This window comes from Pseudoalteromonas sp. NGC95 (assembly GCF_015864705.1).
Classification (GTDB): domain Bacteria; phylum Pseudomonadota; class Gammaproteobacteria; order Enterobacterales; family Alteromonadaceae; genus Pseudoalteromonas; species Pseudoalteromonas arctica.
Genome location: NZ_JADYWR010000001.1, coordinates 286,988 through 302,889, shown reverse-complemented (window position 1 = coordinate 302,889; position 15,902 = coordinate 286,988). Strand labels below are relative to the sequence as shown.

Annotated in this window: 9 protein-coding genes and 1 pseudogene; 2 read left to right on the top strand and 8 right to left on the bottom strand. The window is 35.0% G+C overall.

What is annotated here, in order from left to right; genetic code table 11:
* Positions 1 to 39: 39 nt before the first annotated feature.
* The 8 genes and pseudogenes from I6E70_RS01395 to I6E70_RS01360 all read right to left on the bottom strand — a co-directional run bounded on the left by I6E70_RS01395 (position 40) and on the right by I6E70_RS01360 (position 12,804).
* The gene (locus I6E70_RS01395) at positions 40 to 375 is read right to left on the bottom strand and encodes a type II toxin-antitoxin system RelE/ParE family toxin (protein ID WP_166421681.1); all 336 of its coding nucleotides are present in this window, start codon (positions 373 to 375) and stop codon (positions 40 to 42) included.
* Between the two features lie 441 nt (positions 376 to 816).
* Entirely contained in the window at positions 817 to 1,260 is a 444-nt protein-coding gene (locus I6E70_RS01390) for an antitoxin Xre/MbcA/ParS toxin-binding domain-containing protein (RefSeq protein WP_197187859.1), read from the bottom strand.
* Between the two features lie 540 nt (positions 1,261 to 1,800).
* The gene (locus I6E70_RS01385; RefSeq protein ID WP_182752378.1) at positions 1,801 to 3,951 is read right to left on the bottom strand and encodes a hypothetical protein; all 2,151 of its coding nucleotides are present in this window, start codon (positions 3,949 to 3,951) and stop codon (positions 1,801 to 1,803) included.
* A 548-nt stretch (positions 3,952 to 4,499) separates the two neighbouring features.
* Positions 4,500 to 6,113 carry a sensor domain-containing diguanylate cyclase gene (locus tag I6E70_RS01380; RefSeq protein ID WP_331459182.1) on the bottom strand — a complete coding sequence of 538 codons (1,614 nt, stop codon included), beginning with the start codon at positions 6,111 to 6,113 and terminating at the stop codon, positions 4,500 to 4,502.
* Between the two features lie 379 nt (positions 6,114 to 6,492).
* The gene (locus I6E70_RS01375; protein ID WP_197187857.1) at positions 6,493 to 7,623 is read right to left on the bottom strand and encodes a hypothetical protein; all 1,131 of its coding nucleotides are present in this window, start codon (positions 7,621 to 7,623) and stop codon (positions 6,493 to 6,495) included.
* A gap of 424 nt (positions 7,624 to 8,047) precedes the next feature.
* Positions 8,048 to 8,383, bottom strand: a pseudogene (locus I6E70_RS01370) (MFS transporter); the annotation flags it as partial.
* A gap of 39 nt (positions 8,384 to 8,422) precedes the next feature.
* Positions 8,423 to 8,974, bottom strand: coding sequence for a hypothetical protein (locus I6E70_RS01365; protein WP_121955392.1), 552 nt, complete (start codon positions 8,972 to 8,974; stop codon positions 8,423 to 8,425).
* Entirely contained in the window at positions 8,974 to 12,804 is a 3,831-nt protein-coding gene (locus I6E70_RS01360) for an AAA family ATPase (RefSeq protein WP_121955393.1), read from the bottom strand. The genes I6E70_RS01365 and I6E70_RS01360 overlap by 1 nt, the downstream gene beginning before the upstream one ends.
* 555 nt (positions 12,805 to 13,359) lie before the next feature.
* Here I6E70_RS01360 and I6E70_RS01355 point away from each other — a divergent pair.
* Both I6E70_RS01355 and I6E70_RS01350 read left to right on the top strand, forming a co-directional pair.
* Positions 13,360 to 14,463, top strand: coding sequence for a hypothetical protein (locus tag I6E70_RS01355; RefSeq protein WP_121953644.1), 1,104 nt, complete (start codon positions 13,360 to 13,362; stop codon positions 14,461 to 14,463).
* On the top strand, positions 14,463 to 15,875 hold the full coding sequence (locus I6E70_RS01350; protein ID WP_197173129.1) for a hypothetical protein: 1,413 nt from the start codon (positions 14,463 to 14,465) through the stop codon (positions 15,873 to 15,875). Before I6E70_RS01355 ends, I6E70_RS01350 begins: the two co-directional genes overlap by 1 nt.
* Positions 15,876 to 15,902: the final 27 nt, after the last annotated feature.

Genomic DNA, 15,902 nt, shown 5'->3' with positions numbered 1-15,902 from the left:
ATATATTAGTGTTGATATATATTCAAGTAGTGATATGTGTCACTTAACTTCTTTTTCCATTAATTTGTATCGTTTCTTCGCAGTGTCCATTGCCTGCCTATCTACCCCGATAGTAGTTTTGGTAAGTGAGTGCAAAATAAAAACATTGTCAGCAAATTTAGCAACATAAATCGTTTTATATGCTGGTCTGCCGTTTTCTATTAGTTCAACCGCGCCAATACCTACACTGTCCTTTAAGTGCTTGAACTTGCTAAATGGCTCTTTATTTTGACAGATAGCGTTTAAATCACTTGCAAAGCGCTTTTGAATTTTATCGGGCAACGCTAGAAACTCTTTTTTTGATTGATTGTTTATGAACTTAAACTTTTTCAACATTCCTAATGTCCTGTCACTTTAATTCTTGAATACACGCTATTGATAGCGTCCGATAATTGCAGCAAGTTACCGTTGTAGTTATCTGTTAATACTTGCCTCGATGAGTAACTAAATAGACCAGCTACTTCCCCATGTTCCACATTTTTCGCAAGATGAATGACTAGCGAATCTTCAAAAATTTTCGCTGTAGCCCAATCAAGTCCAGCTTTTTTGAGCAGTGCTATTTTTTATGCCCCACATAAAGCAGTTACGTGATTAAAAACAGATGAGAAGATAGCTTTAGATATGAAAATATGCGGCTTAAAAATGACAAATTGAGGCCTTTTCAAGCATACCCGATTGTTGTGTAGAGACGTTATAATCAGTTAGGCAACGGGTTTAATACTGAAAGACAATTACAGGGATTGTTATATTGCTTAGGGCCTATCCGATAAACGACTATTACGCTGTAAATCCATGCTGTAGCCCGCTAATAACTCTGTGTATTAATTCACGGCCACGGATACTGTTCATTATGGCTCTCGCAGGTTGATTATCAAATTGAACATTGGGTGTGTCTAACCATATATTCCAATTATCGATACTGCTGAAATATGCAATCCCAAAGTTTGATAATCGTGCCACTTCAATCGCATTCTCACTGATCTGTTTATTTAAGGGCTTATCTTTGTTACGTAACAAAGTACGCTCAGTTGTGCCCAGCGCTTTTGCTAAAGTACTCAATTCCCATTGTATTGAAGTAGAAAAAGTACGTAAACCGGCTGTTGTTAAGCCTACTTTAACTATCGCAATTTCAGCCATAGGACTTGAGTGTGTATTTAATTCTCCAAGCGTAACGGTATTGATAAAGTCATGCTTTGTACTTATGTGCTGTACCTTATTCATTAGTAGCTCACTATGATTGACAACAATTACCTTTAGCGTTCATAGCTAACTCGTAAAACCCTGAGTAAAAGAATATAGCAAGGTAATGAATAATATCCTAAATCGCATACGATTTTTGGGACACGAAATGCGTATGTCGACTTATACGCTATCAAAGCTGAAAAACATTGCTAATTAGATAAAAGAACACTATCTGTTTCTATTTTTAAGGGCGTATAAACCAGTGGCGAGAGTCACTACAGACATAGCTAAAACTAATAAAGTGGCTATTTGTATTGCGTTCATAAATTATCTCCTGACGAGCCTATTTTAACTATCATATTAAACGATAATTTTGGAAAGTTTTAGTTTTCGTAAAAACTTCATGTATCTTGTCTATTTTTTTGTGTGCAAAACGAGAGTTTTTAATCGCAAGCTAGATCACTTGCTCTTCGAGCGGGCATTTAAGGCAAAGCTGGCGCGAATTTAATGTAAAACGGTCGCTAATAGTTTTTAGCTGGATTCAAATACCGTTTGAAAGATGTTATTTAAACTAAGCAATTACACAAAATATGTGACAGGTTCTGTATTAGTTAACTCCTCAAGTAATTTTAAATTTGATAAAAACCACTCACCTATAGGTGTTCTATTATCTGACTTTTTTTTCAGTATACTTTTAACTTTACTCCATGAGACCTCTTCACCTGAGATCACATGCCTCCCTAGTTTTGATGGGAACAGACGATATGCAATATTTATTTCTCTTTGTTTTCGCCACTCATTTTCAGTTACATAAGCGTTTTCAGGGATATAATTCACAAGTATATTCAGATCCTTAATGTGATTATTTGTTTTACCAAATAAAATTAATTCGATGAATGCGGTATTTTTCAAATGGGCTAAAGCATCACTCGCTTTTTTACCTAATATTTTTCGTAATTCAGTAGGGGATAAAAAAACAAGCGTATTAAGCTTATTGGTTATTGCTATCAAATCGCCTCCTTGAATTATTTCGGCATATTGCTTAAGCTCTATTTTTCTGCTCTTTTGCTTAATTGCATCTGTATCGCCGGTAAAGTCATCCCATGTTGTAAATTCGCCATACCCTCCAGATATATGATTACCAGGATTAGCACGTACTTTTAATAATTCAAAATCAGGATCGTTTTTGTTTAAACTTTTTTTAACCTTAGCGCGTCTGCGTGTGAAATCTGTTTTCCCCTTTACATCTAAATTGTTGACTATCTGTTTTGCTTCAAAGTAACTTACTAGTAGTGGTTCGCCCCATAGTTGTTTCCAGCATTTAAGTTCAGGGTAACTATTGATAGGGCTTGCCATAAAACCATCAGGCAACAACCCATTAGTATGAGCTGCCGTATAAGCTTCTTTATTATGAAGTTCTTTTCTTGCACTAACGTATTCAATAATATTATCAAGAGGAGGGGTTTCAAAAAACCGAGAGTTCGGGACTCGTTTAAATTCAATAGCCAATGCCTTTTCTAGCTTGGTTTGGAGTTGAGGTTTTTTTCGTATCGCTTTGGCTAGATGATTGTCAAATTGCGTAAAATAACGATAGTTATTTAATTTGGCATAACTTATCAACTCTTCAACGTCTAATATCTTTAATTTGAAGAGTAACTTTTCAACATCAGTAAATAAACTAGGGGAGATACATTCAATATTTTTAATGTTTAATGATTTTAATATCTTCTTAATTTCTATTAAATAAGCTTCTAAACCATCATTTCTGAGTATTCTAGCTTCAACATTTATAAAAATATCATATGCGGACTCAGCGCACGCCTTAATCTTTAATTCTTTTTTAGCTCTTCTACGAAGGTACTTTTGAACAAACTTATCTGACAACTCAGCAACGGATAAAAGATCTTTTCGTAACATCCATAGTTCAACCATAACAACTTTACCATTAAGCATAATGGTAAAATCAGCTTTGCTCTTATAGGATTCATTTTTGAACCAAAATGGCCATTCTGGGTGAACTTTATAATCCAGCCGTAATTCATCAAGCACCTTCGCGAAGACAAGTTCAGCATAGCTTTCACATTGAATTACAGCATGTGTATGCGATTCAAAAATGAGACGTGTTGAAAAAAACTCTTTTGTTAACTGAGGCATGTAGCCTTGTTTATAGCAAAGCATCTGAGTGTACGGGTCCAACCTTTTCCATTCTGATTTGTTGAAAAAATTCTTCTTTTTAAGGTATGCGCGCCAATCATCTAAAGTATACTGCTGTAATTCTGGACGCAATCGCCGTGCACCAAGGTGTTCATTAATGAGATCTATAAGTGTTAAACCGTCCTCATTTTTTCTTCGTAACATTTCTAGGTAATGAACATTGTCGTTAGCGTGCTTGCAAACCTTTCCTTTACCTTTGTTTTTTAGCGCTAATTTTAAAAGACCAAAACGACTCATGTTTTCATAATAGGTATGCTTTGTTCTGCTTTTAGCAAAGGCTTTACGGTGAGTTGGGCACATCACTCCATATAAATCATGGCCTACTAATTTTTTTCTCCATCGATTGAAAATAACTGTCATATGAGAGTACGAATTTTCGAAAATACAGCCGCACTCAATACCATCAAGCATAGCTTCGCATTTAAACCTTTGCTTTTTAGTCGCGCCTTTCCAACTTGATATCGGTTTAGCTTTATACTTTTCGTAGAATTGATAAGCTTCAGTTCTTTTATCCATAACAATCGACGCCTCTCACAACAGTGATGTAGCACTATTTACGATATGTACAGCTTAACGCTGCAGTACTAATAATTTAGTTGCTCTTTCTCATTTTTAGCAAGAATAAAATTAAATTATCTTTTAAGGGGCGGTTTTAACTGATTTCGCCGATGAATAGGGGGAGGCCTAATATTGAATTAAAAAGTGGTCTTATGTATTTAACGAAATGCCACAAGATCACTCACAGTTCGAGCTTTTAACCCGGCCTAACATGCCCTTACTCAGCAACTATAGATACCTTTTCAGGTATACTCTTTTTAGTATTCAGGCAGATGAAATGTGTATTTTTACACATTTTTATCTCAGACTTTTGCGAGGTGGAAGTGTCTCAAAGAGCCAAATTCAGACATTTTTATGTCTCATGAAAAAAGCTAAATAGGGCGTAAAGTCTTGCTGTATAAGGGCTGTCGGGGAGGGGAGTGTTTTCTTCTAATAGAGGGAACTATCGGGTTTGAATACGAAGTATTATCACTAAAGTGAGCTGCCATACCAGATAGCTACCATGATTAAAAAGTAGATAGCTGGGTTTGGTTCCTGCCATTATTTTTTGCTATATACAGCGCTTTATCTGCCTGATTAATCACCTCATCTAAGTTTATATTGTCAGGTTTAACTTCTGTGATCCCAATGCTCATTGTTAAACGAATAGATAAGTTCTTATTTATACTTACTTCAGTGTGCTCTAATGTTTGTCTCATTTTCTCTGCTAGCGCATAGGCTTTACTTGAGCGTGTGTCCGGCATGAGAATAACAAACTCCTCGCCTCCATAGCGGGCTAATAAATCGTGTTTACGACAATGTTGTCTAATAATATCCGCGACACACCTCAACGACTTATCGCCAGCGACGTGCCCATAAGTATCATTAACACGTTTAAAATGATCTATATCAATAATAATAGCAGAGATAGGGCTAGGCATTTGCTTTGCTTTGTTTAATAACTCCGTTGCAGCAAGGCTAAAATGACGGCGATTAAATAACTGTGTTAAAGGGTCTGTTGATGCTAATAATTGAAGATCCGCTTGTTTTATTTTTAGGTTCTCTAATATTCGAATTCTATAGGCGATAATCAGCGATAGAACGAGGGCTTCTAACATAATACCAATGCCTACACCGTGACTGTTGATGTAGTTAAATTCCGCTTTTCCTTTGTAAAAGAAGACAGCCAAAATACTAAAGATGACAAATAACCCATGACCTATTAAAAAGAATAGTGCGATGGGGTGTTTTCGACATAACATAGAAAAACTGACAGAGAGACTAACAGCCATCATTACAGCAGCGAGTGAACTTGAGTACTTAAGGGCTGTTACAATATCAAATAAACCATAAATAAAGTTTATAGTTAATAAAACTATAATTGATATAAGTGCCCAATGTTCAATTGGGTATTTACTTTTAGTCTCGAAAATATTGATCATAAACAATATTAAAAATATTGGCATTGCGACTAAAGATAGATGCCATTTCAAAGTAATGGAGCCAAAGATATTGAAGAAATCGGCAAACATCCCATAGGAAAGTGCAATCCAAAAACCACCACAAACGAGATAGCATGAATAATAGAAGTGCTCTTTTAAACGAGATGAGATAAAAAGTAAAAAATTATAAATAATAAGTGCAAGTATCATCCCTACAAGCAGCGCGATATCGGTATATTGGCCCAACAAGGCTCTTTTAGACTGGTCTTCATTGTAAAGGTTAAGGCTAAACCATTGGTGAGAGAAGGAAATACTTTTTATATATAACGTTTTTTTATTTTGTAATTCTATATCAAAAACGGCGCTACCACGGTACATCCATTGTAATGTTGCAGGGTTATCCATATCAAGAATGCGTTCACGGACTAATGTGTTATCGATAACTTCATAAAGCTCTACTTTATGATTATGGTATGCATAAGGGTGATGGAGATAGATTTTTTGTATTTTTTTATCTAAATTTTCCAGTTCTATTTTTGCCCACGTGACTTTAGCGGCTGTGCCGAGTGAAATACTATTTGAAGAAATGCGAAACGGTTGTTTTTGTATTTCATTTAACTGCATTTTTTCTGTTACATCAGTAAAGTAACCCATTTTAAACTGTTCAATAATTACGTCGTTTCCTTGGATTTTTTGCACAGGTATCGAGGTCGTAGCCAGTGCTGTTGAGTGAAATAAACAACAGCATAAAAGGGCGAAGGTATACAGAAGAAAGCTAGAACCGTCGTTATTCATTATATTTAGGCAAGATTACTTTTTTTCAATGAAAGAAGTAACTGCTTGCGCTCTCCATTTTTATAATTTATGAAACTACTCGAGCTGCTCAACCAACAGTGTGTGTTGGCGGTTAGGCGATTGAAATTTTGACCCGTACTTATTTATAGTATGAGAAAGTTCGTTCTGCCTTTATTAAAAGTTAGAAGTGACAACTATCCTGACACAGGGGTGAAAACCCCCTTTCTATATTAAAAATGACCTAATATTATTAAAACTTAGGTCATATATTTTTAAGGAATTATCATATCATTTTTATATAAATGATATTACCACCTTCTTTTACTTCGTATATTTCCTTATGTTTTCTATATTTTTCATGCTCTAATGTTATTTTATACTTCCCTACTGGCACTTCCATACCATAAGTATAATTTTCGAAACCTTCAACACTAACCTTAACTCTGAATTTATAACTAGGCAGTATAAGTAAACTACCTTTCCCTGTGCCAGTTAATCTTTTATCATCTTCTTCTTTCTTTTTTGTTGGCTCATAACGAGCTGAAATTATTTCTGGAGAATAATAAGTAAAACCTTTTTCGTTCATACTCATCTCTTTATACCGTTCTTCTCTTAATTTATTTCTTTTTTTATTTTGTATAATTTTTTCTTTTTCTTTTCTAATTTCCTCTTTTTTATTTTCAATGTTTTTTTGAACTTCTTGATATTGCATATAAGGAGGAATAGAACCTAATAAAAAAGCAAAAATAACAGCAAATATAGAATAACTATTTTTATCTTTTAATGTTAACAAAATAGATATTAAAGAAACCATTATAGGTAATATGTAACCAGAAAATATAAATAAAGGAACAAAAAACAATGAAAAAATACCATCTTTAATATTTTTACTATCTCCCATTTCTAAGAAATCAATTTTGTATAAATATACCGTTATAGCTATAGAAATGGCTAAACCAACAAATGATACAATAATAAATGGCAGTGATGATTTGTCGTTGTTTAAATGTTTTTTAAAGCTTTCACTAAATAATAATGATGCTGTGCCAGCAATACAAAGTGGTAGAAGAAAAATAACACCTGTTTCTAAACTAGCATGAAATACTTTAATACAGGCTTCTATACCTTTATATGTAAAATATATACCCGCTCCTACTATAAGAATACGTATCAAATTACCTGATTTATATGTACTTGAAAGTCCTGTTTTATGTATGCCATTTTCAGAATACCTAACATATGTTTTATCTCTTCTATCTTCCTCCCCAAGAGAAAAAATAAAAGACATTAAAAGTTTCATAACAAACCAAAAAAAATACAAAGAAGAAAGTATAGGTATCGTAAAAAATATATACCATTTGGAATAGGTGTCTTCTGAAAAATCCTGTTCTTCAGTGATTTTTTCTTCTTTCATTATAGCTCCTAGTAAAGATTGATTTTGAATGTGTTTTTATTTTAAAAAGGTTTAATTGATAATTGTTTTTCTTAAAAAATAAAGATCCTCAAGGAAAAGTACCATTTATTTATATGGTTTTTCATCGCTTTTAGACATAATGCTATTTTTTGTTTTTTTACTTGTTTAATGTGTTATTGAAAATATAGTGTTCTTTAATTAATTAAGGAAATATTTAGAATTTAAAATTAAAGTATATTAACGGTTTGCCTAATATGCACCTTTTAAATTCTTCTGATAATGATTCTTTAGAACTCAGGGCAAGAGCATTAAAAAGCTATGCATAGTACAGCCTACCTTGAAAAGGTATTGAACTAATAGACTTTTTTCATGTTCTTGCCTTGTATTTTAAGGTAGGTACGCAGTAAATAATTAATCTATCCTTTTAAGCGCGTCCTCGCAGCGCAGAAATACAACTGGCAAGAATTACAAACCCTAGTGACACTGTAAACGCCAATGAAATCGTACTCATTAATGCGTGGCCATTTTGTGCTGAAAAGGTGCTGTCACCAAGGTAATAATGTACAATTAAGTTGATTAAGCTCATACCAAATAAATTACCAATAGTGCGCGAGAAGTTCATTGAGGAAGATGCGACGCCTAGCTCACTTTTATCTACAGCACCCATAATGGCATTATTGTTTGGGGTCGAAAATAAGCCAAACCCAACCCCTAATAATAACAACGAGCCGCTAATGTAAACTGTGCTTGAACTAATTGCTTTATACCTAATTTTATAAATATACTGCCTACAACGCCTTTATTCTAGATCGCCGATGAGATAATCAAGCATATCGTGTGTCTCTTGAGAATATTGTTTTTGTGCCTTTTTTGCACTAGCCAAAAAACTTTTAGTATCACCAACTTTGCCGTTATCAGGGTTAAGTAATAGCCACATTTTATGAAGCTTGTCACGCTGCTCTTCACTGGATATAACGGCTATCATGTCTATAATTGGCGTAATACTCGTTAGTTTAGTGTCACCTAAATATAAAGTTTGACGAAATTGGATGCGCGAATGCTCTTTAGTTAAACACCAATACCCTGAAGAATAGGCCTCATTTTCTTGTAACATATACTTTAATAGGGTGACGATGTTGAGCTCTTGATAAGTAACACCCGTATATTCAAAAAAGTCACATTTATAATCCGCGACGACATGTAAAATTGTGCCGCCTTTCTCTCGGTATATACTGATCGTATAGACGTTGCTTTTTTCAGGACTTATGAATACATCGTCTTCCTCAGAGTATATGTAAGATAAGTAATTCATTTTGAGATATTGAGTAAGCTCATCGTGCGTCATTGCCATTACGCATCCCCTAATAGTGTTAAAATTTGGTGGCCCATCAATGACTCTTCATCAATCAACTTTTCAGCAACGACTTCTAGTAATGAATAGTGTTCAATAAGTAACTCTTCAACTTCTTTTTCTGCCGTTTCAATCCATCTTTTTACTGCGTTTTGCGCATTCGCAAGTAAGTCACTCTCTTCAAAACGTGTGAGTAGGCCAACATTTAATGGCCCTACGGATGGCTCAATTCCCCCTTGATAAACTGCATGCATCGCCAACTGTGTGGCTTTTTCAATATCGTTACTTGCACCAGTGCTTATTTCATCAGCAGAGCCTGTGCACAGTTTTTCTGCAACTCTTCCGGCAAGGAGCATTTGTAGTTTGCGCATTATAGTAATTTTTGAGTAGCTCTCATATTCATCTGGCTGTCGTGTGGCGACAAATCCAAGGGCTTGATTACGAGGCTCTATAGTAATGAAGTCAATATGTTGTTTAGGGAATAAAAGGTGGTGCGCGACTAAATGACCGGCTTCGTGATAGGCTGTTTTACGCTTTTCGTCTCCGCTTAAAAACAAATGTTCAGAAGGAGAGCCATACCTCACTCTGATCATTGTTTTTTCAATAATCTCTTTAGATAGTTGAACATCATTTGATACCGCAAACTGTATCGCTTCTTTTAGTACCTGCTGAATTTCAGCAGGAGACATCCTTTGAGAAAGTGCAACCAGGTTAAGTAGTTCAGCATCAGTCCAGTACAAATTATGTTGTGAGGCGTATTGAGTGAAAAAGAGAGTACGTGCTTCTTTATTGGGTAAATCACAATAGATAGTCTCGTCAAACCGCCCAGGGCGGGTAATTGCACGGTCGAGTTTTTCAGGGTGATTTGTTGCAGCTAATACAAAAATCTGGCATTTATCATCAAAACCATCCATTTCGGTTAATAATGCATTGACTGTTTGGTTTGCATCTTGAGCGGCTCCTGAAGTGCCTGCGGTTCTCGCTGCAGCAATAGCATCTATCTCATCAATAAAAACAATAGCGGGTGCATATTTCCTTGCGGTGGAGAATAATTTTTTAATATTTTGTGTTGTTCCACCATGGTGTGAAGCTGAAAGTTCAGCGGCTGATACACTGAAAAAAGGTAAATCACATTCACCGGCAACAGCCCTTGCTAGAAGTGTTTTACCTGTTCCAGGAGGGCCTGCAAATAAGTAACCTGCGGGTACTGATATACCAAAGTTATTCAATTTGGATGGTTGTTTTAACCATCCAATAACATCATTAAGGCGATTTTTAGCACGCTCGAGTCCAATGACGTCGGATAGTTTGTCAGTGGGAGCTGATTGAGAGAAAAAATCACTTTCACGTAGATCATTGGAATAAATAAGTTGTTGGGTATTCAAGTCATGAAAGGTTACTTCAATATCACCTGACGACTTCTCAACAGAGATGTTATATTTGAGCATTTGATTTTGATTACACATGCGAGTGAGCGAATATTCAGTATCAATGTAGAAATTAATCCGTTTAAACATACCTACCAACGCGTGTGTGACAGATACCGCATCTAAACTAAAGTGCTCTCTGACTTCTTCGTGATTAGCACTGTATCTTTTTTTCGAATCACTTATTAATTGATAAGAAAATAAAATTAGTTCAGGGTTTTTACTAGACATCTCATCAACTAGTTCAGCAAATCTATTTACATCCAGTGAATCAACATCAATTAATAGGCTCTGAGGTCTTAGCTTTTCAAGAAGGGGGGGGATGTCGCTTTTATTAGCGCACAGGGTAATGCTTTCATTGCTTAATGATTGGTTTATAGCGTCACAAACACGCTTATCATCATCTAATACTAAAAATACATTTTGACGCGCGTGGGCTAAATTATCACTGACATTCACATTAATAAAAATATTACTTTGTTCTTCGTCTAAGTGTGAAATTGATTTTTGTAATATGTTTGCTTGTATTTCAGGGAGTGAGTGCTCTATTTGTCGCATGGTAATTTCAGGCGCTAAACTTTTAAGTAAGAAACGTGAAAAACTCTCTGGCCATTTAAATGTTATGCCACCCATACCGAGGGTGTCGTGAATCAATACTTTTTCGACAGCCTTAATAAAGTGATTTACTTTTAAACCAGAAAATAAAGCCGAATAACCTTTTGATAGCCGGTTTACAAATTCAGGAGCAAGGCTTTGTCCTGTCTGACCATTCTTAGATGTACGAAGTACATCAAATACGTTTACTTGATGATGTTGGTTGTTTTTATTGAATAACTCTTGCCCTAAATTTGTCGTAAAAATAATAATGGATTGCGTAAAGTCAATTTCTTCTAAGCTGGTTGCATCTTCTGTATATCCAGAGTCTAGAATGGTTAACAGCGATTGAATTACATTCGGGTGTGCTTTTTCAACTTCATCAAAAAGTAATACTTGGCGAGGATTTATCCTTACTAAGTTGGTAAGTAAACCAAGCGAGGCATCAGTATATTGGTTACCCGAGCCAACTAATTTCTTTGTATCGTGCTCATGGGTAAAATGTTCCATATTAAACACATTGAATCCATAACCTGAACTCTCAACATCATTGAGTAATTCAGCAAAACGAGTGGCAGAATATGTTTTACCAACGCCAGAGGGACCAGCGAATGTATAAATCATTCGAGGGCCTTCACTACGATGTAAGCATGATGATAAATACCCCTGTGCGATACCTTCCATTGCCTTTTTTTGACCAATGATGCGATTACTCAACGCTTCTTGTATTATTTGTGATGTTTTTAATGATTTTACTGAGCGATTTTTACTGTTATTAATTGCTTTAAGCTCGTTAATAAACTCATTGTCTATTTCAAGTATCGATTTAATTAACAGGTTAGTATCGAGGACATTACCATCAAACGCTTTATTTAAAGATGATTCAATCAAAGGATTGAATCTAAGGTTAAATACAGGGCGTTTAGCTTCGCCATACCAGTTTGTCGTATTGCCCTTTTCAGAATCGAAAGTACGCACATCGACTACGTCCTCGATGTTCTCACGGTAATCATAGACTGGCTGTGGAAAAATAACTTGATAATGAAAACAATTGAGCTCAGCCGCTAAGGTTTCGAGCATGAAAGGGACGCTTAATATGGCTGAAAAAAAGATATCTGGCGAGACGCTATCTAGCTTTAATCGGGCATATTCATTATTTGAAATGCTCATATCTGAGTTTTTTAAGAGGTAGTTCGCCGTTGAAACAATGGTTATTTCATCAAATAATTCCCTAGTCTGTTTTGATAGCGAAGAGTAATGCTTTTTTATATCAAAAGGTGGCGGGGGAGTGTGCTTGATTGTGTCAACAGAGCTCGAAATGTGTGTCTCTTTGTCAAATAACCGAATTGTTTTATAAAGAGCGGGAAGAGGGGCTTTTCCATCGTAATCCTCAGAGAACAAGTAGCTCACCACCTGTTCAACAGATATAGTGTCTCCCTCTTCAGCGGCGTGTTTGCTTTCATATCGATGAGTAGTAACAAACTTAGTTATACATAAACTATCATTTGGTAGTAGTGACCCCATAACTTCATACATAGGAAAGCTAGTTAGTAGTAAGTTGACACAATTAGGATGGTGGAAAGTGATGTTTTTAGCTTCGAATCCAAATAATGAATCTTCCTGTAAAGTGAGCTCAAACGTTACAAGTTTATTGTCGAGAACGGTGTCTTTCAATGACCAGTTCAATATGGTTAGAATAAAAGGTATTAAACTGTCTGCGCCAGACAAATGAGCATAGTCTAAAACCTGTTCGTTATACGTTACTTTTTTACCGTGAAAGAAATCGCCTACTACATTATTAAAAGACATAACCACATTCCATTTTAGTTAATTTGAAGTAAGTAAAAGGTAACTTACTTCCACTGTATATTTATAACGGAATGAAAAATATAATGAAACCATTAATTTCAGTGTTTTTATAAATTAGATTCAAGCTGAAAAATATAATCATCTGAACGAGGAATAAAAATATGAGAAGCTCAATTTTCATTTAATTTCTAAACAGTTTAGTGGTAACAATCCTTTAAAAAAACATTGTCTTTAAAAAATGATGATGGGATTAAATCAGGTCTGCTTGTCTGATGGTTCAATTTTCGTTGAGGGCGATATACTTTGAAAAGGCAGCTGCGTTCTCAAAATTGACAACCTCTGTTAAATGCCTATTTGATCAAAAATACATTACAAAATTAGTTTTATCATTATATTCATTTTAAGTTAATGCTTTGATTGTAATGCGTATCTGATATATTAATATTTGTAATCGTTTATCAAATAATGCGCAACATCAAATATTGTATTGCGATTTATAAATATTAATTTTTTGTCATTAGTCGACATTTCTTATTTCTTTGAAGGGAATCATTTATGAGTTTAATCGAAATCTATTCAAGCCTATTAGTTCATATCGCAGAGCAACATGATACGTGGAGTGTGACGTCTGAAGAAGCACCTTGCACTATTACTCGAGTTGAAAGTGAAGGGACCCTTCCTTTATCAATCGCTGTACATGGCAATGAGGAAAAAGCGCACTTACTTTTTCATGTATATGATGATGAAATATTAAAAAATTTAGCTCACAGGTATTTAGAACTTAAAAATGAAAGCGATATTCGTAATAAAGAGAGCGATTCTGACTTTATTCTTATGATCGATTCTGATGGTTTCGCTGCTGTGTATAGTGCGGTTGAAACACCTCATGAGGATTTTACTTCTCAGTTTGAAGTACTTATTCAAAAAGCAGAAAAAACCCTCATCAATGCAATAAAATTAGCCCACAAAGAACTTGAGGAGTTCGGGAATTCAAGCTCTTCTTCAGCGAATAGTATTATAGGGCCTGTGACAGGAAAGCTAACCGTGGTGGAGGTTCTTGACAAGTATTTTGAACACCATGGTTATGCGAACAAACATGATAAAGAAAATAAACGATATATATTTGGTTTTGAAACAAGCGTTTATATGAATGAAGAAAGTTATCCTAATTTTCGCATTATTATCAGCTATTCTGATGACAGTTTATTGCGTTTTAGCACACCTTGGCTATATAAGATTGACTTTAGTAAAGCATCATATCATTTTATTGCTTCGATTATAGCGTGGTATCAGTTTGAATATAAATTTTTAGCAATGTCACTTGACCCTAGCGATGGCGAATTAAGAATATCTATTGATATTCCTATTGAAAAAGGGGAAATACACATCACTCAAATTCATCGTATAGTCACTTTTATTCAGTCGTTTGTAGAAGAAACTTACAAAGAGCTCTTTTCTTTAGTGTTGACGGATAGCGAGGCTGCAGAAGAAAAACTGAATAAACTCATTACAAATTATAATAAAAAGAGAGAGAGTGCTGCCTGGATAAGCAAGACCAAGGAAAAAATGATTGGATTAAGTGAGGAACAAAGAAGAGCAATTGAAGCGATTCTAGAAGAAAATCAGGATAAAGCGGCCACTGAAATGGGTGGAATATAATGAGCGCTAAAGCTGAAAATAGTATGTCGTATCAATTTAAGCGAGCTATTTATAGCCCTGTTGGTGAGTTGATATATCTGACTCTTTTTTTTGGGACTATTACATTAGCTTTCTTTTGGTTAACAATTAAGTGGGAACTATTACCCGCTTCTCTAGTAAAGCCTTATTTAACACAGGAAAATACAGGGCTTTTTGATGCGCTAGGTGGATGGGCATTAGGTTTTGCAGGGGCATTAGTTGCGATCCGTATAGCGGGGGTCGCAAAAAAAATTCAAGAGAATGACTCTATTAGAGAACATGTAAACCTTTTAGGTAAGCATGTTGAACGTGTGTCTGAACTTAACTCAAAATTGACGCGTTCTACTGTGGATGCAAAAAGAGCGTGTGCAGCTGTGTTGCTTCATGCTAAAAATTTAAATGATTTAAACAAATTGAGTAAAGTATCTCACTTAATGAACTCAATAGATAAAAATAGAACAGATAAGGGCATGGTGGAAGTAAACGAGCAACGTCATCGGCAACAGCAGGAAAAACTTCAGACGAAACTTGAGGAAAAACTTGAAATACTAATTGATACGATTGACGAAGCATTTAAGGATTCGGTTTATCGCTCTGTATTGCAGATTGTTTCAAGTGAATATACTGAAAAGGCAATCGTATTTTCAGATGAAGATTTCACGAAGAAATATTTTAACTCTACAGAAACACGAAAAAACCTTATAGCAATTGTTGAGGAAGATAATGTTTTTTTTAATATTCTAAAAGTCATTGGTAGTTTAGGGACGAGGAACTTTGGTATTGGATTAATGGAGTTGCGCTCAACGCTATTATTTGAACACTTTTATAAAGACCTTATGCGCATAACATCTTTTCAACAAGTGGATAGCGAATCCGGCAAAGAGCCTATCGAAATTGCGGATGCAGCTTGGCTTTTTCTTGGTTTGCTGATATCTAGAAGTAAAATTGATGGTGGCAGAGAGAGTAATAATGATGGGTTTATATTAATGGCTTTAATGCTGGGTTCTTTGCCGACAGAAAAATCAATAAAAACTTATTTAGATACTAAAAAACCTGAAGTTGTGAACGACTATTCCTCAGCGGGACGAGCTTTTATGGAAAGAGAAGTCGATGAGTTAGCTAAGCGCATGTTTTTTGTCAAAGGTAAGGAGTTATCAGATATTGTTAAATTGATAAAGATGTGTAATGACAATTTGGGTTATCTAGATGTATTAACTAAAAACACTGGGATAAGTTTAGAGGCTGAATCAGTTGAAGATGATAGAGATGCTAAAAATAATAGAGATGCTATAGAATCTCCAGATAGTCATTTAGATAGTAGACAGAATCAACCTGTAAAGAATGAAAAAGCTATGTTAACTGGTATGAGTAAAGATAAAAAAAGCGGAGATTAATTCATCAACGCCCACTAAAATAAAATA